Origin of the sequence: Glaciimonas sp. PAMC28666, from assembly GCF_016917355.1 — a bacterium.
Classification (GTDB): Bacteria; Pseudomonadota; Gammaproteobacteria; order Burkholderiales; family Burkholderiaceae_D; genus Glaciimonas.
On record NZ_CP070304.1, the window covers coordinates 24,297 to 43,080 of the forward strand.

The 18,784-nt window shown below is 53.3% G+C and carries 15 protein-coding genes; 9 read left to right on the plus strand and 6 right to left on the minus strand.

Translation table 11 applies throughout. From position 1 onward, the window contains the following. Positions 1-87: 87 nt before the first annotated feature. Entirely contained in the window at positions 88-321 is a 234-nt protein-coding gene (locus tag JQN73_RS00050; RefSeq protein WP_205321093.1) for a hypothetical protein, read from the plus strand. A gap of 26 nt (positions 322-347) precedes the next feature. Here JQN73_RS00050 and JQN73_RS00055 read toward each other — a convergent pair whose 3' ends face one another. From JQN73_RS00055 to JQN73_RS00065, 3 genes are all read right to left on the minus strand, one after another. After that, positions 348-599 (minus strand): hypothetical protein, encoded by a 252-nt coding sequence (locus JQN73_RS00055; RefSeq protein ID WP_370551284.1) that lies wholly within the window; start codon positions 597-599, stop codon positions 348-350. Positions 600-728: 129 nt separating this feature from the next. Further along, a complete protein-coding gene (gene purL / locus JQN73_RS00060) occupies positions 729-4,754 on the minus strand; it encodes a phosphoribosylformylglycinamidine synthase (RefSeq protein WP_205321094.1) in 4,026 nt (1,341 codons plus the stop codon). A gap of 255 nt (positions 4,755-5,009) precedes the next feature. Next, the gene (locus JQN73_RS00065; RefSeq protein WP_205321095.1) at positions 5,010-6,029 is read right to left on the minus strand and encodes a zinc-binding alcohol dehydrogenase family protein; all 1,020 of its coding nucleotides are present in this window, start codon (positions 6,027-6,029) and stop codon (positions 5,010-5,012) included. 197 nt (positions 6,030-6,226) lie between these two features. On the opposite strand from JQN73_RS00065, the gene JQN73_RS00070 reads away from it, so the two are divergent. From JQN73_RS00070 to JQN73_RS00105, 8 genes are all read left to right on the plus strand, one after another. Beyond that, the gene (locus tag JQN73_RS00070; protein ID WP_205321096.1) at positions 6,227-7,138 is read left to right on the plus strand and encodes a LysR family transcriptional regulator; all 912 of its coding nucleotides are present in this window, start codon (positions 6,227-6,229) and stop codon (positions 7,136-7,138) included. Positions 7,139-7,432: 294 nt separating this feature from the next. Beyond that, a complete protein-coding gene (locus JQN73_RS00075) occupies positions 7,433-8,290 on the plus strand; it encodes a DNA ligase (protein ID WP_205323078.1) in 858 nt (285 codons plus the stop codon). A gap of 223 nt (positions 8,291-8,513) precedes the next feature. Continuing rightward, positions 8,514-9,542, plus strand: coding sequence for a LacI family DNA-binding transcriptional regulator (locus JQN73_RS00080; protein ID WP_205321097.1), 1,029 nt, complete (start codon positions 8,514-8,516; stop codon positions 9,540-9,542). A gap of 151 nt (positions 9,543-9,693) precedes the next feature. Continuing rightward, the gene (locus tag JQN73_RS00085) at positions 9,694-11,181 is read left to right on the plus strand and encodes a sugar ABC transporter ATP-binding protein (protein WP_205321098.1); all 1,488 of its coding nucleotides are present in this window, start codon (positions 9,694-9,696) and stop codon (positions 11,179-11,181) included. Continuing rightward, the gene (locus JQN73_RS00090) at positions 11,162-12,217 is read left to right on the plus strand and encodes an ABC transporter permease (RefSeq protein ID WP_205321099.1); all 1,056 of its coding nucleotides are present in this window, start codon (positions 11,162-11,164) and stop codon (positions 12,215-12,217) included. Before JQN73_RS00085 ends, JQN73_RS00090 begins: the two co-directional genes overlap by 20 nt. Positions 12,218-12,305: 88 nt before the next feature. Next, positions 12,306-13,259: a substrate-binding domain-containing protein gene (locus tag JQN73_RS00095; protein WP_205321100.1), complete on the plus strand. Its 954-nt coding sequence runs from the start codon at positions 12,306-12,308 to the stop codon at positions 13,257-13,259. Between the two features lie 180 nt (positions 13,260-13,439). Continuing rightward, positions 13,440-14,495 (plus strand): sugar phosphate isomerase/epimerase, encoded by a 1,056-nt coding sequence (locus tag JQN73_RS00100; RefSeq protein ID WP_205321101.1) that lies wholly within the window; start codon positions 13,440-13,442, stop codon positions 14,493-14,495. A gap of 25 nt (positions 14,496-14,520) precedes the next feature. Continuing rightward, positions 14,521-15,672, plus strand: coding sequence for a Gfo/Idh/MocA family protein (locus JQN73_RS00105; protein ID WP_240162367.1), 1,152 nt, complete (start codon positions 14,521-14,523; stop codon positions 15,670-15,672). 53 nt (positions 15,673-15,725) lie between these two features. Here the strand turns inward: JQN73_RS00105 and JQN73_RS00110 are convergent, their stop codons facing one another. The 3 genes from JQN73_RS00110 to JQN73_RS00120 form a co-directional block, all read right to left on the minus strand. Next, complete coding sequence (locus JQN73_RS00110; protein ID WP_205321102.1) at positions 15,726-16,643, minus strand: cobalamin-binding protein; 918 nt, start codon at positions 16,641-16,643, stop codon at positions 15,726-15,728. Positions 16,644-16,742: 99 nt separating this feature from the next. Continuing rightward, positions 16,743-17,528 (minus strand): ABC transporter ATP-binding protein, encoded by a 786-nt coding sequence (locus JQN73_RS00115; RefSeq protein ID WP_205321103.1) that lies wholly within the window; start codon positions 17,526-17,528, stop codon positions 16,743-16,745. Continuing rightward, the gene (locus JQN73_RS00120; RefSeq protein WP_370551381.1) at positions 17,525-18,580 is read right to left on the minus strand and encodes a FecCD family ABC transporter permease; all 1,056 of its coding nucleotides are present in this window, start codon (positions 18,578-18,580) and stop codon (positions 17,525-17,527) included. The genes JQN73_RS00115 and JQN73_RS00120 overlap by 4 nt, the downstream gene beginning before the upstream one ends. Between the last annotated feature and the right edge of the window lie 204 nt (positions 18,581-18,784).

An 18,784-nucleotide genomic window follows, 5' to 3' on the forward strand; every position in this document is an offset into this window, starting at 1 on the left:
TTGTGTAGCTGAAAGGGAAACACGCAAAGGTACGGTAAGACACGCTAATGCTTGAGGCAGTATTTGAGTGTACCTGGGGCGCTAATTATGTCGTTAAAGGGCGAGAAGGAATGGGAGGCGGTGCGGGTGGCCCAAACGAGTATGGAAACGCTGGTCGCTGGTGCCACAGAACGAGAGAATCGTGCCCGAGGAGGCGAATGGTGCATGGTGAATGGTGAATCGCGGCTGGTAAAACGCTATGCAAAACGAGCCGCTGATGAGCCGCTGATGAGCCGTTTAATGGCGCCCACAACTGCATCAAACACCGGCACCAGTGTATAAAGTTGATGCCCGTCTCAGTTACGCCATCATTTAACCGGAGTTTTAGACCTACCGTGAAATGCCTCCGGCCGTGACTTGTTTCTTTGCTCAAAAATCTTGATGGCATCAAGGGCCGCATTTTCTTTAGTACGCAATTCCGCGTGATCGTCGTGCAAAGTAAAGAAATCGGCCGCCTGTGCACGCATGACGTGCTTGATCGCCGCGGCATCAATCAGGTCATACTTTTCGGTCAATACCGTCGTGACTTCATCCAGATATTCTTCGTATGTCATTGTCATGGTGTTACTCCAGTTTCTATTCAATCTAGACTAAATAGGGCGGATAAGCATGCCGCCTTCCGCCCTACTGTATTCTTATTTCAAGTGGGACTTCGGATCATCGCTGATAGCGACCAAAGCCCCTTTCTTTTAACCAACCCAGGTCCGCGCATTACGGAACATGCGCATCCATGGAGAATCTTCACCCCAACTATCGGGATGCCACGATTGCTGCACGCTACGGAAGACGCGCTCAGCGTGTGGCATGATCGCGTTAAAGCGGCCGTCTGCGGTGGTGACCGCGGTGATCCCTTGCGGTGAGCCGTTAGGATTGTACGGATACGCTTCGCTCACCTGCCCTTGATTATCCACAAAACGCATACCGACCAGCGCCTGATTGATATCACCGGTTTGCGAGAAGTCTGCAAAGCCCTCGCCATGCGCAACCGCAATCGCGGTTTGCGTACCTGCCATGCCCTGCAAGAAAATCGATGGCGATTCTTCGATTTGTACCATCGAAAAGCGACCTTCAAACTTCTCCGATTTATTCCGCGTAAATTTAGGCCACGCTTGCGCGCCGGGAATGATGCTCTTCAGATTGGCAATCATCTGGCAGCCGTTGCAAATACCCAGAGCAAATGTATCGTTGCGATTGAAGAACGTCGAGAACTGGTCTGCCAACGAATTATTAAACAAAATTGTCTTCGCCCATCCTTCGCCCGCACCCAATACGTCGCCGTAAGAGAAGCCGCCGACCGCAATAAACGCTTTAAAATCCTTAAGACTAACGCGCCCTGCAATCAGGTCACTCATGTGGACATCAACGGCTGTAAAGCCAGACTTGTGCATGACGTAAGCGGTTTCAATGTGCGAATTGACGCCCTGCTCACGCAAAATGGCAACGCGTGGTTTTGCGCCGAGATTGATGAACGGTGCCGCCACGTCGTGCTGTAAATCGAAAGTGATTTTTGGTGTGATACCAGGATCAAGCACGTCCAGAATGCGATCATACTCAGCGTCGGCGCTGGCAGGATTATCACGCAGACGGGCAATCCGCCAGCTGGTTTCACTCCATAAACGCTGCAACGCAATCCGTGACTGGCTGTAGATAACTTTTGCATCGCGGGTAAATTCGATCACATCGCGGGCATCCGGCTTGCCGATGATATGGCTGCAAGCGCCAAGATTATACGTTCGTAACACATTCATCACGTCCGACTTTTCTTCGGCGCGGACCTGAATCACAGCACCCAACTCTTCACTAAACAAGGCGCGTAACGTCATTTCATTGCGGCGTTCCGATACTTGACCCGCCCAGTTCTTCGAATCACCCCAATCAGCGCCGTGCCCGCTTTCCATCGTCAGGATATCGAGATTGACTGAAAAGCCGGTATGACCGGCGAACGCCATTTCACATAAGGTGGTAAATAAGCCGCCGTCCGATCGATCATGATAAGCCAACAACTTATCTTCGCTATTAAGCTGCTGAATGGCGTTGAAGAAGGCTTTCAGATCATCGGCGCTATCGACATCCGGGGTTTCGTTACCGATCTGCTGCATTACCTGCGTCAGCGCTGAGGCACCCATGCGGTTTTTGCCGCGTCCGAGGTCAATAAAGATCAGGGCGGTGTTACCGAGGTCGGTACGTAACTGCGGCGTAAGAACACGCCGCACATCGGTGACCGGTGCAAACGCGGAAACAATCAAGGACACCGGAGAGGTGACCGACTTATGCTTCGCATCGTCCTTCCACGTGGTGCGCATGGACAATGAATCCTTGCCGACCGGAATACTGATGCCAAGCGCCGGACACAATTCCATACCAACGGCTTTGACCGTATCAAACAGCGCGGCGTCCTGACCGGGTTGACCGCAAGCCGCCATCCAGTTGGCCGACAATTTGATATCTGAAATGCTCGCTATCGGCGCGGCGGCAATGTTGGTCAACGCTTCGCCGACCGCCATGCGGCCCGACGCAGCGGCATTGATCACGGCCAGTGGCGTGCGTTCGCCCATGGACATCGCTTCGCCCAGATAACCTTCAAAGCTCATGCTGGTCACGGCGCAATCCGCCACTGGAATTTGCCATGGGCCAACCATCTGATCCCGCACCGAGGTCGCACCGACAGTACGGTCGCCGATCGTAATCAAGAATGACTTATCAGCCACCGTTGGCAGTTTCAAGACGCGTTGGGACACTTCCAGCAAATCCAGGCCGGTCAGATCGACCGCAGGCAAACTGATCGGTAGTCGCTGCACATCGCGGTGCATCTTCGGCGGTTTTCCGAGCAACACATCCATCGGCATATCAACCGGATTGTTATTGTGCTGCGGGTCAATCACCTTCAATTGACGCTCTTCCGTCGCGGTCCCGACTACGGCAAACAAACAACGCTCACGCTGACAGAAATATTCAAACAGCGGCAGACTTTCCGGTGCAATCGCCATCACATAACGCTCTTGCGATTCATTACTCCAGATTTCCTTCGGTGCCATGCCGCTCTCTTCGAGCGGTACCTTACGCAAATCAAAAATCGCGCCGCGCTTGGCGTCGTTGGTGATTTCCGGAAAAGCATTCGACAAGCCACCAGCGCCAACGTCATGGATCGACAAAATAGGATTGGTATCGCCCATCGACCAACAGGCGTTAATCACCTCTTGCGCGCGCCGTTCCATTTCAGGATTGCCACGTTGAACCGAGTCAAAATCCAGATCGGCGGTATTGGTGCCGGTCGCCATTGATGACGCCGCGCTCCCGCCCATACCGATACGCATACCGGGGCCACCCAATTGAATCAGCAGACTGCCGACCGGCAATGCATTTTTAAACGTGTGTTTGTCCGAGATGCTACCGATACCGCCAGCAATCATGATTGGCTTATGATAGCCATGCACGGTTCCAGCGACGTTCTGTTCATAAGTACGGAAGTAACCACCCAATATAGGACGGCCGAATTCGTTGTTGAACGCTGCACCACCCAATGGGCCATCGATCATAATCTGCAACGGTGAGGCGATGCGGTCCGGTTTGCCATACACCGCAGTGTCGGCAGCCGCGGCAGCTTCCGCAGATTTAGCCGCAAGCGTCACATCTGTTGCATTTTCCCACGCCTGACTGGCGTCTGGAAGCAGCAGATTGGAAACGGTGAAACCAGTCAAACCCGCTTTAGGCTTCGCGCCGCGACCGGTTGCACCTTCATCGCGGATTTCACCACCGGCTCCGGTAGAGGCGCCAGGGAAAGGAGAAATGGCCGTCGGATGGTTATGCGTTTCGACTTTCATCAGGATGTGGGTTAGCTCATCCGTCGCTTCGTACACATTACCGTTGGCCGCACCGCGTGGATAAAAGCGCGAAACGGTGGCACCTTCAATGATCGACGAATTGTCGCTATAGGCAACGACGGTGCCTTGCGGATGCAATTCGTGGGTATTCTTGATCATCGCAAACAATGACTTGTCTTGCGTCTGACCATCAATCGTCCAGTCCGCATTAAAAATCTTATGGCGACAATGCTCGCTGTTGGCCTGCGCAAACATCATCAATTCGACATCGGTCGGGTTGCGTTCTGCACGGGTGAACGCGGCCATCAAATAATCGATTTCATCATCAGACAAAGCCAGGCCGAGGGCGCTATTCGCGCTTTCAAGCGCCGCCTTGCCGCCTGCCAGAATATCAATAGAGGCCAATGGCATCGCTTCCAACTCGCGGAACAATGCGCTGGCCGCTGCGGCGTCACGCAACACAGTTTCCGTCATGCGGTCGTGCAACAGTGCTGCAATCGCCAGAACACCGTCGTCGCTGAGTTTTTTTACCCCGCCCAGCAGACCGGACTTCAGGTGCACCTGATACGCAATGCCGCGTTCGATGCGCTTGATGTTCGCCATTCCGCAATTGCGGGCAATGTCGGTGGCCTTGCTGGCCCATGGCGAAATCGTACCAAATCGGGGAATGACGATAAATTCTTCGCCGCCGCCGGTTCCCTCGAAAGGATCGCCATAGGTCAACAGCGCGTGCAAACGCGCCAGGTCGTCAGGCCCCAAAACGACGACAGCATCGACAAAATGATCATAACGACCGGTAACGCCGATGATATTGGCATCAATCAGTTGTAATTGAGATAAAAGACGTTGGGAGCGGAAAGCAGGAAGGGCATTAGAACCCGGCAAAATCAACATGGCGATATGAAGGGGTTGTGCAGCTAGAGGCCGCGGGTTAAATCAGAAGCCGCCATTATACAACCATGCCTTAAGCGACGCGGCATTCGATCCGGAAAATCCTATTTTGCCGTTAATCGAATCACAAGACGAAATCCCCCGTTATGGAGGATTTTCGTACCATGACTCCAATTCGCCTGATGCGTTACTTATAAGTTACCCAATTACCTGTCGAAATAATTGCCAAATAAATATTTAACAATGTAAAACGGGCGCTTAAAAATCTTTCAATACTATTTTGCCAATTGTACGACCGGTCTCCAACGCCGCATGTGCTTTCCGCAGATTGGCCGCATTGATCGGCGTCAGTACCTCACCAACCGTTGTCACGAGGATTTTGCTATCAATCAATCGCGCAATTTCATTAAGCAGATTGCCCTGTTCCTGCATATCCGGGGTCTGATACATCGAACGGGTGAACATGAATTCCCACACGAAGCCAGCGCTTTTCGATTTAAGCAGACTGAGATTCAACGGCGCGGCATTTTCAACGATGCTGCAAATCATCCCTTGAGGAGCGATAATTGCCGCAGCCGCAGGGAAATGCTGATCGGTGTCATTGAGAATCAGGACGTGATCGACGCTATCAAAGCCCTGTTCCTTCAACTGCGCCTGCAGATCGCCATAATGGCTAATCACATATTGCGCGCCCAGTGCGCGCACCCACTTTTCCGACTCCGGGCGTGATGCAGTAGCAATCACCGTTAAACCAGCTACTTTGGCAGCCAATTGAATCGCAATCGAACCGACTCCACCTGCTCCGCCGATAATCAGGATCGATTTCCGGGGAATCGCGTGCGGCGGTGTGGTGACTTTCAAACGTTCGAATAAGGCTTCCCATGCGGTGATGGCGGTCAGCGGCAGCGCTGCGGCTTGTTCAAACGACTGCGAGACAGCCATGGTCCCGACGATGCGCTCATCAACCAATTGAAATTCGCTATTGGTGCCGGGCCGCGTAATATCGCCAGCATAAAATACCTTATCGCCGACCTTAAACTGGGTAACGTCAGGACCAATCGCTTGCACTATGCCAGCCGCGTCCCAGCCCAACACGCGCGGCGTTTCTTCAACCTTATCCTTTGGTGCGCGCACTTTGGTATCGACCGGATTAACGGCAATCGCTTTGATTTCGACCAGCAAATCACGCCCTTGCGGCGTCGGCTTCGTCAACGTGACATCCAGCATGGACTCAGGATGATCGATGGGTAGGTAGCGAGTTAATGCGACGGCTTTCATGCGTGCTCCTGTTAGTGATGATAATTGATGTCGGTTTTACAATTCAAGCGCGACCGTGAACGGTGCACTTATGGTGCCTGATGCTGTCTTTATTAAGAGTGCTCAATCGCTGCTACTTTATTATCCCTGTTTGAATTATTTTATAAATAGCCTATTATTTGAATTACTTTAAAAAATAATTTGATAATGGTTCCGTCATGTACTCACTGGGCGACATACAACTTTTTATTCTCACGGCTGATCTGGGTAGCCTTTCCAAGGCGGCGCGCCAGCTCGATCTGGTGCCCGCCACTGCGAGCGCCAGCCTGAAACGGCTTGAGTTACACCTGAACACCCGGTTATTTGCCCGCTCTACCCGCAGTCTCCGGTTGACACCGGAGGGCACGCTATTTTTGGAATATGGCCGACAAGCGTTAACACTACTCAATCAGGGCGAGGCGCAGTTACGTAGCGATGGAGAAATAAAAGGGCATTTGCGGTTATCGATGCCCGCCGACGTGGGAAGAAATGTCCTGCTCCCGTGGCTCAATGCATTTCAAAAAACCTATCCGAAGGTCACCCTGGCCCTTCAGTTTTCAGACCGCATCATTGACTTGTTCAGCGCGCCGATTGACGTGGCTTTTCGGTATGGCAAACTCGATGACTCGACGTTAATTTCACAACCGTTAGCAGCAAGTCGGCGCGTGGTGGTGGCTTCACCCACGTATCTGGCGCAACATGGCACCCCGACGACGCCAAAAGAGCTGGCCGAACATAACTGCTTGTTGTTTTACCTTGAGCGGGGATTGTTTAACAATTGGCGCTTTCATACCGGGAAAAATGCCATCGTAATTAAGGTCAGCGGTGATCGCATGACAGATGATGCGGCAATTGCGCGTGAGTGGGCGATTGCCGGATTAGGAATCGCTTATAAATCATGGCTCGATGTCAGACAAGATCTGGCGGAAGGACGATTGGTAACCCTGTTGGATCATTACGTCGGCGAAGAAACACCGCTCAACATGGTGTATCCGGAACGTAGCAGCACCTCCCCCGTGCTCCGCGCTTTGCTGTTATTTTTACGTGAAAAATTTCATGCGCTCGACATTCCGAGCGAACGCCATTTCTGATGACACTTTAAAAGATGAAATTAAAATCGTCTGCTATTTTCAGAAACTTCTCAACGCTAATGGCATTCATTTTCGCTTAAGATTAGCGCAACGTTCTTTATTTCTCCGATTACATCGATCGTCCACATACCCCTCGCGGAAGGCTCCCTCATGTCCGGCTGTCCTTATATTCGCGCGTCTGGCAACGCTTTTCCAACACGCCTAAGTCAGCAAACCCCGATAAAGCTTAGCCGCTCCGCCACGCAAGCTTTCCATACGCTGGCCAGGACTACTCTATGGTTTTTTGTAATCTGGATGACCGTGGTCTTTACGTTGACCTCTCTACCAGCCGGGGCAAACGACCGCCCTCCACCATCTCTCATGATGGCGAACGTCTATCATCCTGGAATCACATTAGCGGATTTTTGGATCAGTGAAAAATTGGACGGCGTACGCGGCTATTGGGATGGCAGCGCTTTGTGGACCCGAGGCGGGAATCCGATTCATGCACCGGCCTGGTTCACAGCGGACTGGCCGAAGATCCCGTTAGACGGCGAGTTGTGGGCAGGTCGCGGCAGGTTTACGACAGTAGTATCGACCGTGCGGCAGCAGACCCCCAACGACGAAGCCTGGCGCCAGATTCGCTTTATGGTATTCGATTTACCAGCACAGACCGGGACGTTTGATACCCGTATTCCGGTGCTGAAAAATGTCATCGCCACGCTCGCAAAAGCATGGGTGCAAACGGTTGCGCAATACAAGATCAAGGATCAACAAGACTTACAGACATGGCTTCAGGACAACGCCGATCAAGGCGGTGAAGGTTTAATGCTACATCGCGGTGATGCACGCTATCGCGGCAACCGCAGCGACGATCTGCTCAAACTCAAAACACATGACGACACGGAAGCCATGGTGGTCGACTATCTTGCTGGAAAAGGAAAATATCTTGGCGTGATGGGCGCGTTGCTAGTGGAAACCCCGCATGGATTGCGTTTCAAGATCGGAACCGGTTTCAGTGATGCGGAACGGCGGCAACCACCCGCCATTGGCAGCTGGATAACCTATCGCTATCGCGGATTAAACCCGAGTGGCATACCGCGATTTGCGAGTTTTATGCGCATACGGCAGGAGATGCCGCCACGCGAGACGCCGCAAACGGTTGCGCAGTGATCTGGACTTATTCACGAACATTCATGAACTTTCATGAACATACAAGAATATTCTTTGAACACAGGGAGCTCCATGAACATTCATGGACAGTTTCATTGATTTTCATGCACCTTTAGGCACCAGCATGCCGCATCGCAACATCGACAATCCTTGCTAAATCGTATTCCATCGGTTAAAAATGTAATCGATTACATTCTTAACCGATGGATGACGACCGCTACCGATGAGCACTGACGATTCTGCATTCTCCTATTCCGATCATCCGGTCTCCATTTCGGCCGTGGCTGTCCACGCAGGCGTTTCAGTCGCCACCGTTTCCCGCGTCATGAACGCGCAAAGCGGCGTACGCCCGCAAACCCGTGACAAGGTAATGGCCGCGGTCGAGACGTTAGGCTATCGGATGAATCATCTGGCGCGCAATTTACGCACTGCCGAGAGCCGCCTGTTGCTGACCATGGTGCCGGACGTCGGGAATCCTTTTTACGCCGAGATTGTGCGCGGCATCAATGCCGTTGCACGTCAGCACGGCTACTTTGTCCTGCTATGTGACACCGGAGCAGAAGAGGAGCAGGAACGCTCGTATTTCGACCTGCTACGTACTCATCGCGCCGATGGCGCAATCTGCCTGGATCCCGATACCATTCAACACGCCCTGGCCAATGAATCAGTGCGCTTGCCCTGGGTCGCCTGTTGCGAGTTTGATCCCACCGTGGCGGTGCCGTATGTCAGCATCGATAACCATCGCGCTGCGGGAGACGCGATTCGCCATTTGCTGGAACGTGGACATCGGCGTATCGGTTTGATCAACTCCGATCCGCGCTATCTTTACGCACGACAACGTCAGGCTGGCTATGTCGATACCCTGCAAGCTGCCGGACTGACGGCAGATCCCGCATGGTGCAAAACCGTGCAGAGTCTGGATTACGCAGCAGGCACCACCGCCACGTTAGAGTTGATGGCGCAACCCAACGCGCCGACGGCGATTTTTGCGGTTTCCGATACGCTCGCTATTGGTGTATTGAGCGCCCTGCGCCAACTTGGCAAACGCGTACCCGAGGATGTCGCCGTCATCGGCTTTGATGACATCGCAATTGCAGCCCAGATTAACCCAGGTTTGACGACGATTGCCCAACCTATGCGTGCGCTCGGCGAAACCGCCGCCCACCTACTGTTGCAACGCCTGACTAGCCCGACCGTACCTGTATCCGGCGTCTTGCTTGAGCATCATCTGGTCTCGCGGGGAAGTACTTAAGACCACATTTGGCGCGCCGGATTGGACCACTGACTGCCCCAGGAATTGGTAACAGCAACACAACCGTGAATACACAAAAAGAAACCAAAAGATCGTCAGAAGAATTTCGCCAGAAGAATCAACCTGAGGAAATAAGCATGAAGATTGCACCATGAGCGTCACCGTCAGCTTCAACAATATCTGTAAGGATTTCGGCCCTGTCCGGGTGCTGAACGGGGTGAGCTTCGACTTGTCCGCTGGTCGGGTCTATGGGTTACTGGGAGAAAATGGCGCTGGCAAATCAACCTTGATGAAAATCCTGGCGGGCTACGAGACCGCCACCGAAGGCCAGCTGGTGGTCGATGGCCAACCGCAACGGTTTACCAGTTCACGCGCAGCAGAAGCCAGCGGCATCGTATTGATTCATCAGGAATTTAATCTGGCTGAGCATTTAACAGTCGCGCAAAATATCTTTTTGGGACACGAAAAGCAGAAGGGTTGGCTGCTTGACGATACCGCGATGCGCGAAGACGCTGCAGTATATCTCAGGCAAGTTGGCCTTAACATCAGTCCAGATACCAAGGTGCGCCAGCTAATCGTGGCAGAAAAACAGTTGGTTGAAATCGCCAAGGCGTTAGCGCGTAAGGCGCGTTTCTTAATCATGGACGAGCCCACCGCCACGCTAACCTCATCAGAAACACAACGACTTTTTGCACTGATGGCGCAATTGAACGCAGATGGCGTCACGATTTTATACATATCGCACAAACTCGACGAAGTTGAACGTATCACCGATGAAGTGATCGTCATGCGCGATGGACGCTTTATCACGCGGGAGCCTACCGCATCCCTGACCCGGCAACAGATGGCCAATTTGATGGTAGGACGCGATCTGTCGGATATGTTTCCGACCAAATCACGCGCCGCCAATGACGCACCGGTTTTGTTGAGAGTCGATGGTTTATGCGTTCCCGGTTGGTCTACCAATCTGTCATTCGAAGTCCGCGCCGGGGAAATTCTCGGTTTTGCAGGACTGGTGGGTGCTGGTCGTACGGAATCATTCGAAGGGTTACTTGGGCTGCGCCCGCGCAGCGCCGGAAAAATCACTTTGAGCGGCAAAACGGTTAATCTGCGAAATCCCCGTCAGGCCATGCAACATGGCGTCACCTATCTCAGCGAAGACCGCAAGGGTAAAGGATTACACGTTAATCTGGGACTACGCGAGAACCTGACCATGATGACCGTAGAGCGCTATGCGCATCCGTGGCTTGATCTTATCGCAGAGAAAAAAGCTCTCCACCACGCAGCAAACGTTTTCAATATCAGAACCGGCGACCTCGACAGCAAAGCCCGCATGCTTTCTGGAGGTAACCAGCAAAAACTGGCACTGGCGAAAATTTTGCACCCTGATCCAAAGGTGATCATTCTGGACGAACCAACCCGCGGCGTTGATGTGGGTGCCAAGCGCGACATCTATTTTCTGATTCACAAGTTAGCAGCAGAAGGCCGCGCGGTCATTGTGATTTCGTCTGAGCTGATAGAACTGATCGGCCTTTGTCACCGCGTCGCAGTGATGCGTTCCGGCACCTTACAAACAACGCTCGACAGCGAGCATTTGACCGAAGAGGAGTTGATTGCACATGCAACCGGTACACACTGAATCACAGGCTGACTCGCCACAAGCTGAATCAAAAGCCAGCGCCCGCACCAAACCACGCGCTTCCAAGGCAATCATTGAGCGCATCAAGAATTTAGGTCCCTTAATCGGATTGATCGCCTTATGTATCGTCGGCACCTTGCTGAATCACGACTTCGCCACCGTCGACAATATGATGAATGTGCTTACCCGCACAGCCTTTATCGGCATCATCGCGGTCGGCATGACCTTCGTGATTATTTCTGGCGGGATTGATTTATCGGTAGGTTCCATGGCCGGCCTGATTGCAGGCAGCATGATCTACTTCATGAATGCCTTGTTGCATGGCATTGGCGGGTTTCATTTCAGTCCTCTTACCATCGTTATATCAGGCATCGTCCTGGCGCTGGTGCTGGGTTCCGTGTTCGGACTAGTCCACGGCCTGCTCATCACCAAAGGAAAAATTGAACCTTTTATTGTTACGCTCGGCACCCTGGGTATTTTCCGCGCCTTTCTAACCTATCTTGCCGATGGCGGCGCGCTAACCCTCGACAATCAATTGTCGGATCTGTATAGCCCGGTGTATTACCAAAGCGTGTTGGGTATACCAATTCCCATCTGGATATTTTTATTGGTCGCCATTGGCGGCGCGGTGATTCTCAATCGCACCACCTTCGGACGACATGTTCAGGCAATTGGCTCCAATGAACAAGTGTCGCGTTACGCGGCGATTCGGGTTGATCTGGTCAAGATATCCACCTACGTTTTTCTCGGACTGTGTGTTGGCGTCGCCACCATTTTATACGTTCCCCGCCTTGGGTCGGCCTCCCCTACCACAGGTCTGTTATGGGAGCTCGAAGCGATTGCGGCGGTAGTGGTCGGCGGCACGGCTCTCAAAGGTGGCGAAGGACGTATCGTTGGCACGGTGATCGGTGCAATCCTGCTCTCCGTTATCAGCAATATTCTCAACCTTACCAGCATCATTAGTGTGTATCTAAATGCTGCGGTTCAGGGCATCGTGATCATCGCCGTCGCCTTCCTGCAACGCAGTCGACGATAAAAAATATGCTTTCACAATCAGCAAAACCAGACAACGTATTTTTACAAGGGATCGCCGCTCACGGCACCCATCACCCGGAGGAGACACCATGAAACGTATCACCAAAATGCTCGGCGCAGGACTCTTGGCAATGCACGCTTTATCCGCATTCGCGGCAGAAAAAGTCGTCCTGGGCGTCGCGATTCCCACGGCAACGCATAGTTTTACCGCTGGCATTGTCTGGTGGGCCAATGAAGCCAAAGCGGAATTGGAGAAAGCCCACCCCGGTTTAAAGGTCATCGTAAAAACCGCCGCGACTGCACCCGAACAAGCGAATCAGTTGCAAGATATGTTGACGGTCAACAAAATTAATACGTTGGTGATCTTTCCGATTGAGTCAGCCTCTCTGACCCAACCGGTCGCGCAGGTCAAAAACAAAGGTGTCTACGTTACTGTCGTGGATCGCGGGCTGACGACTACAGATGCACAAGATGCTTACGTAGCGGGAGACAATACCGCTTTTGGTAAATTGCCTGCTGAGTACATGGCAAAGCGATTGAATGGCAAAGGCAATATTGTAGTTTTGCGGGGCATGCCAACTACCCTCGACAATACCCGGGTTGATGCATTTAATGCTGTGATGAAAGACCATCCCGGCATCAAGATTCTGGACGCCAAATATGGCAACTGGAATCGGGATGATGCATTCAAGGTCATGCAGGATTACCTCACCCGCTTTAAACAGATCGATGCCGTCTGGGCAGCGGATGATGATATGGCAATCGGCGTACAGAAAGCCATTGAGCAAGCCAAACGTACCGACATCAAAGACGTGTTCGGAGGCGCGGGTGCCAAAGGCGCGGTGAAGAAAATAATGGATGGTTCAGACCCGTTGATTATGGCGGACGTTTCGTACTCTCCAAAGTTTATCTACGATGCAATAAAGATGACCGCTGAAGCGCGTCTGAAAGGTGAAAAATTGCCCGCTAACACCATCATTCCATCGGTGTTGATCACCAAGGAAAATGCGAAGCAGTTTTACTTCCCAAACTCGCCGTTTTAATCGTTGGACGTGCGTTTATATATATTTGTTCAAACGCATTTAAAACGCATTTAAAACGTATTTAAAAGCATTTTTTAATGACTAACGGTAGATACAGGACCGTATGATGGGCTAACCATCCGCTCCCCGGTCCTGTAGTTACCGCCTTACCCAACGTGACCTGACCATTGAGGATTGACCATGAAAACGATCAAAGGACCGGCCATCTTTCTGGCCCAGTTCATGGGCGATCAAGCACCGTTTGATACGCTCGCCCACCTGGCAGAATGGGCCGCTGGTCTGGGTTATAAGGGACTCCAGCTGCCGACCGACCCACGGTTGTTCGATCTGTCTCTGGGTGCCAAAAGTCAAACCTACTGCGACGACATCAAAGGACTGCTGGCGCAGCATGGATTAGCCATCACCGAGTTATCGACGCACTTGCAAGGGCAACTGGTGGCTGTCCATCCTGCCTATGATCCCTTGTTCGATAACTTTGCAGCGCCGCACGTGCGAGGCAATCCGGCAGCACGCACCGCATGGGCCATCGAACAGTTAACGCTTGCAGCAGCCTCCTCACGACGCCTTGGATTAAGCGCACACGTTACTTTTTCCGGCGCATTAGCGTGGCCCTATCTGTACCCCTGGCCGCAGCGTCCAGCCGGCTTGGTCGAGACGGCGTTCGCCGAGCTGGCACGACGTTGGCACCCTATTCTCGACGCGTTTGATGACGCCGGTGTTGACCTCTGTTACGAGCTTCATCCGGGAGAAGATCTTCATGACGGGATTAGTTTTGAGCGCTTTCTGGATGCAGTCGACCAGCATCCGCGTGCCAGCATTCTGTATGATCCCAGCCATTTTTTGCTGCAGCAACTTGATTACCTCGCGTTCATCGATATTTATCACACCCGTATTAAAGCGTTTCACGTCAAAGACGCAGAGTTTCGGCCTAGCGGCAGACAGGGCATGTACGGTGGATTTTCCGCATGGCAAGATCGCGCCGGACGATTCCGTTCGCTCGGTGACGGACAAATTGATTTCGGTGCCATTTTTTCCAAAATGGCGCAATACGACTTTCCCGGCTGGGCGGTGTTAGAGTGGGAATGCTGCCTGAAGCATCCGGAAGACGGTGCGGCTGAAGGTGCCGATTTTATTCGGCGTCACATCATTCGTGTAGCAGAGCGCGCTTTCGACGATTTTGCGGGCAGCGCCGTGCAGCAGGAACAGATCGATCAATTGCTTGGGCTCACACGCTAAAACAGCAATCAAGAAGGATTAGCAAATGCAACGACGTTTAAGACTGGGAATGGTTGGCGGTGGCCAAAATGGGTACATCGGCGCGGTACATCGGATTGCGGCACGGTTGGATGATCATTATGATCTGGTCGCCGGCGCGTTATCCAGTGACCCCGCCCGTGCTGCCAGCAGCGCCGCCGAAATACGCCTCGACCCCAGCCGCAGTTACAGCGACTATCAGGAAATGGCGCGACAAGAAGCGGCGCGTCCGGACGGCATTGATGTCGTGACGATCGTCACGCCGAACTACTTGCACGCTCCCGTCGCCAGAGCCTTTCTGGGGGCGGGTATCCATGTTATTTGCGATAAGCCATTAGCTATTTCGCTCAAGGAAGGCCAGGAACTTGCGGCACTTGCACGGCAAAAAAACCGCGTATTTGCGCTCACGCACACCTACACCGGCTATCCGATGGTGCGCCATGCCAAGGCGCTGGTTGAGGCCGGTGATCTGGGCGACCTACGGTTGATACAGGTTGAGTATTCGCAGGACTGGCTTGCCGCTTCTATCGGCAGCGCCAACACCGGTGCCGCCGACGACTGGCATAACGACCCGTTACGCTCAGGTCCTGGCGGGACGCTGGCCGATGTCGGCACCCATGCCTACCAACTGGCCCAGTTCATCAGCGGCCAGACCCCGACACAATTGCTGGCCGAGCTCACCACTTTTGTGCCGGGCCGTCCCATCGACGACCACGTGCAGGTCATGCTGCGCTATGCGAATGGCGCGCGCGGTACATTGTGGGCCAGTCAGGTCGCTACCGGCTCTGAAAATGCTTTGCGTTTGCGTTTATACGGCAGTAAAGCCCAACTCTCCTTCAACCAGGAGAATCCGAATGAATTATGGATCACGCCGCAAAGTGGCAACGCTCAGCGCTTAACTCCAGGCCGGGTTCCTGGCGCTGCAGCCGCGCATGCCACCCGCGTGCCTGCTGGTCATCCTGAAGGTTATATGGAGGCGTTCGCCCAACTGTATGTGGACGCGGCCTTACAAATTGCCGCAATCAACGCGGGGCAACCCATTCCGGAAGCGGCGCGCTGGCTGACTGACGTCAACGATGGCGTCGCCGGAATGGCATTTATTGAAGCAGTAATTCGGAGCCATAAAAATAACGCGCAGTGGACCGATATAGCGCAATAAGGATCACAGCAACGAGGTATCCATAGAGGTATCCATAAGCGCCCTAACCCTTTTCAGGGTTGGGCGCGGCGAGCCCTGGCCAATTCTAGTTTCTCACACAGCATAGCGGCACCCTCTATCAAACGCGGACCGGCCCTATTCATCAGATCAGCCTCGATACCAAAGAGATTATTGCGTCGGACTGCCAACAAACCTGAATAGCTGCGCCAGTAATCGAGGTCGTTTTTGTCATCTTTGCGTTGCCCGCTTAACAGTACCTCTGGATTTTCAACCAGCACAGCTTCTATATTTACAACCGGTGCCGTCACCGACAAGTTGGCGAAAATGTTTTCTCCGCCGCAAACGTTAATGGCGTCACTGACAATCTGATTGCCGTTGAGCGTATACAAGGGCCGGCTCCAAACTTGATAAAAAACCCGTACGCGCGGACGTTGTTGGTATTTATGACTGAGAGCGTCGATTTTTTCGCGCAGTGGCGCAGCCGCTTTTTCGGCCTCGGCGGAAGTGCCTGATAATCGACCAAGACGAACGATACTGTCCGGGATATCGCGTAGCTTGCGCGGATCGCTGTAGAACAGCGGAATGCCCAGCTGGCGCAGCTGATCCAATTGCCGATCAGCGCTGTTATGTCGCCACACGACGAGCAGATCCGGCTTCAGCGCAATCAAACGCTCAATATCCAACAGACTGTTATCGCCGATACGCGGGATATTTTTTGCGGCCGGTGGATAGTCACTGTACTTCACCGTTCCTACTATGCGGTTGCCTGCGCCTGCAGCAAATACCAACTCCGTCACGTGCGGGGCCATGGTCACCACGCGCTGTGCAGGTTCCGGCATGGTCACAATATTACCCGCGTCGTCCCGCACCGACACCGGCGCTCCTGCCGCATTTTCTGCGGCTACCAGCAGCAGGCTAAAGAGTAAACTTACCAGAATGGCAGCGCGTTGATTACTATTTGATAAAAGCATATCCGTTCCGATAAAGACGACGACTAAAAAAATACACGGTGTAATGGGCTATTCACCAAAGCACACCGTTGTTAAAGGCTAACGATGAACGCACACCGATTAAGTGGGAATAAAAATGGTGCGGTCAGCGTGCCTGATTATTTCTATCGGATGGCCCAGGCATTCGCTCAGTATCGTTGCCGTCATGACCTCCGCAACCGGTCCCGCCTGCCATCGTCCATCGCCCATCAGCAATAACGCGTGACTCGCCACGCTATGCGCCAGATTCAAATCGTGACTGACCATGACGACAGCTTTGGCCGGATTGGTTTCGTCACAAAGATTGGCCAATAAGCGCATCACGCTCACCTGATGCGCCAGATCAAGTGCGTTTGCAGGTTCATCCAGTAACAACAGCGGGGTATCCTGCGCCAACACCGCCGCAATCGCCACACGCTGACGTTCTCCTCCAGACAGGGAACGAATGTCGCGCTCGGCCAGCGCCGCAACATCCAGCGCCGCCAATGCATCCAGTGCAGCGGCCTGATCGGCGTCGGACTCCCAATAGCCGCTATCGTGATAGGGATGCCGTGCCGCCAGTACGGTTTCAATCACGCGATAACCGAATGCATCGCGGCTGCCCTGCGGCAAGAAGGCCCGCACCCGCGCCAGCGCAGGCAAAGACCAATCTGACAACGGCGTTTCGGCTAATTCAACTACCCCGCCGTCGGCTGAACGCAAACCCGCCAGACAGCGTAAAAATGTACTCTTCCCTGCTCCGTTGCGCCCGATCACACACCAAAGTTGTCCAGGATGCACGTCCCAGTCCAATTCAGTGACCAGCCGGCGGTCACCGATAGCAAGATCCAGCGCGCGGGTGCGCACCAATGCAGGAGGTGATCTCATCGTTTGCGAATATGGTGCAGTTGCAATAAAAACGCCGGGACCCCGATCAAGGCGGTAATTACGCCCACCGGCAATTGCGTTGGTGCGATGACCGTACGCGCCAACGTATCAGCCAACAACAAGAACGTGCCCCCGGCGATGGTCGCAGCGGGTAACAACAAACGATGATCCGGTCCCAACGCAAAGCGGCAAGCATGCGGCACGATCAAACCAACAAACCCAATCGCGCCAGCACTACTCACCGTGCATGCGGTCAATAAAGCCGCACAAAAAAACAGTCCCTTGCGTAACGATCCCACATGTATTCCCAGCGTCGCCGCAGCCTCAGCGTGCAGAACCATGACGTTGATATTGCGTGCGTGGCGCACAGCAAACATCAGCGCTCCGCCAAGCACCAGCCAGGGAAGCCAACGCAACTGTGCGCCAGACAAATCACCAATCAACCAAAACACCATGCTGCGTAAACGACTATCGGGAGCAATCGACAACATCAATGTCACCAGCGCTCCGCACCCCGATGCAACAATCACACCGGTAAGCAACAACAACGGTGCATTACCATCCGCAATCCCACCCCGCAAATCGCGATAAGCTAATCCAAACAACAGCAACGCCACGGCAATAGCTCCCCCAAAAGCAGCTATATCAATCATCCAGGCCGCACTAAAAAAAAGCATCGCCGACAAAGCTCCAACCGCCGCCCCGCCCGATACCCCAAGCACATAAGGATCAGCCAAAGGATTCCGCAACAACGCTTGCATCATCACCCCAGCCAACGCCAGCATAGCCCCCGTCACAAAACCAGACAAAGCCCGCTCCAGTCGCAACTGCAACAACGTCGCCGCCATAGTCCGAGGCGCGCCACGCGCCCCATCACTCAAAGCACCAAAAATATCAGAAAAAGACAACCCCACCGACCCCACAGCACAAGCAAAACCAACACACACCAGCGCCAACACCCCCAACCCCACCAACACAAAAACCGCCCGCCGCCCATCCCGCGAAGGACGCGTCGAAACAGCCGAAGATTTTTTGATAGCTCTACTATTAATCACGCAATCTTTCAAACAAAAATAGAAAAAGTTGTAGTCATAGTATTTATTGCAGGCGAGGTTATAGGAGCCGTTGCAGTTGCAGTTGCTGTTGTTTTTGAAGCGGCCCCTGCCCTACCCCGACATTGAAGCTGCCAGGCATTTCAGCTGTCAGTCGGGAATTGCTGGGAAACATGTCTGAGCCGCAGGCGAGTTGGTTTCTCA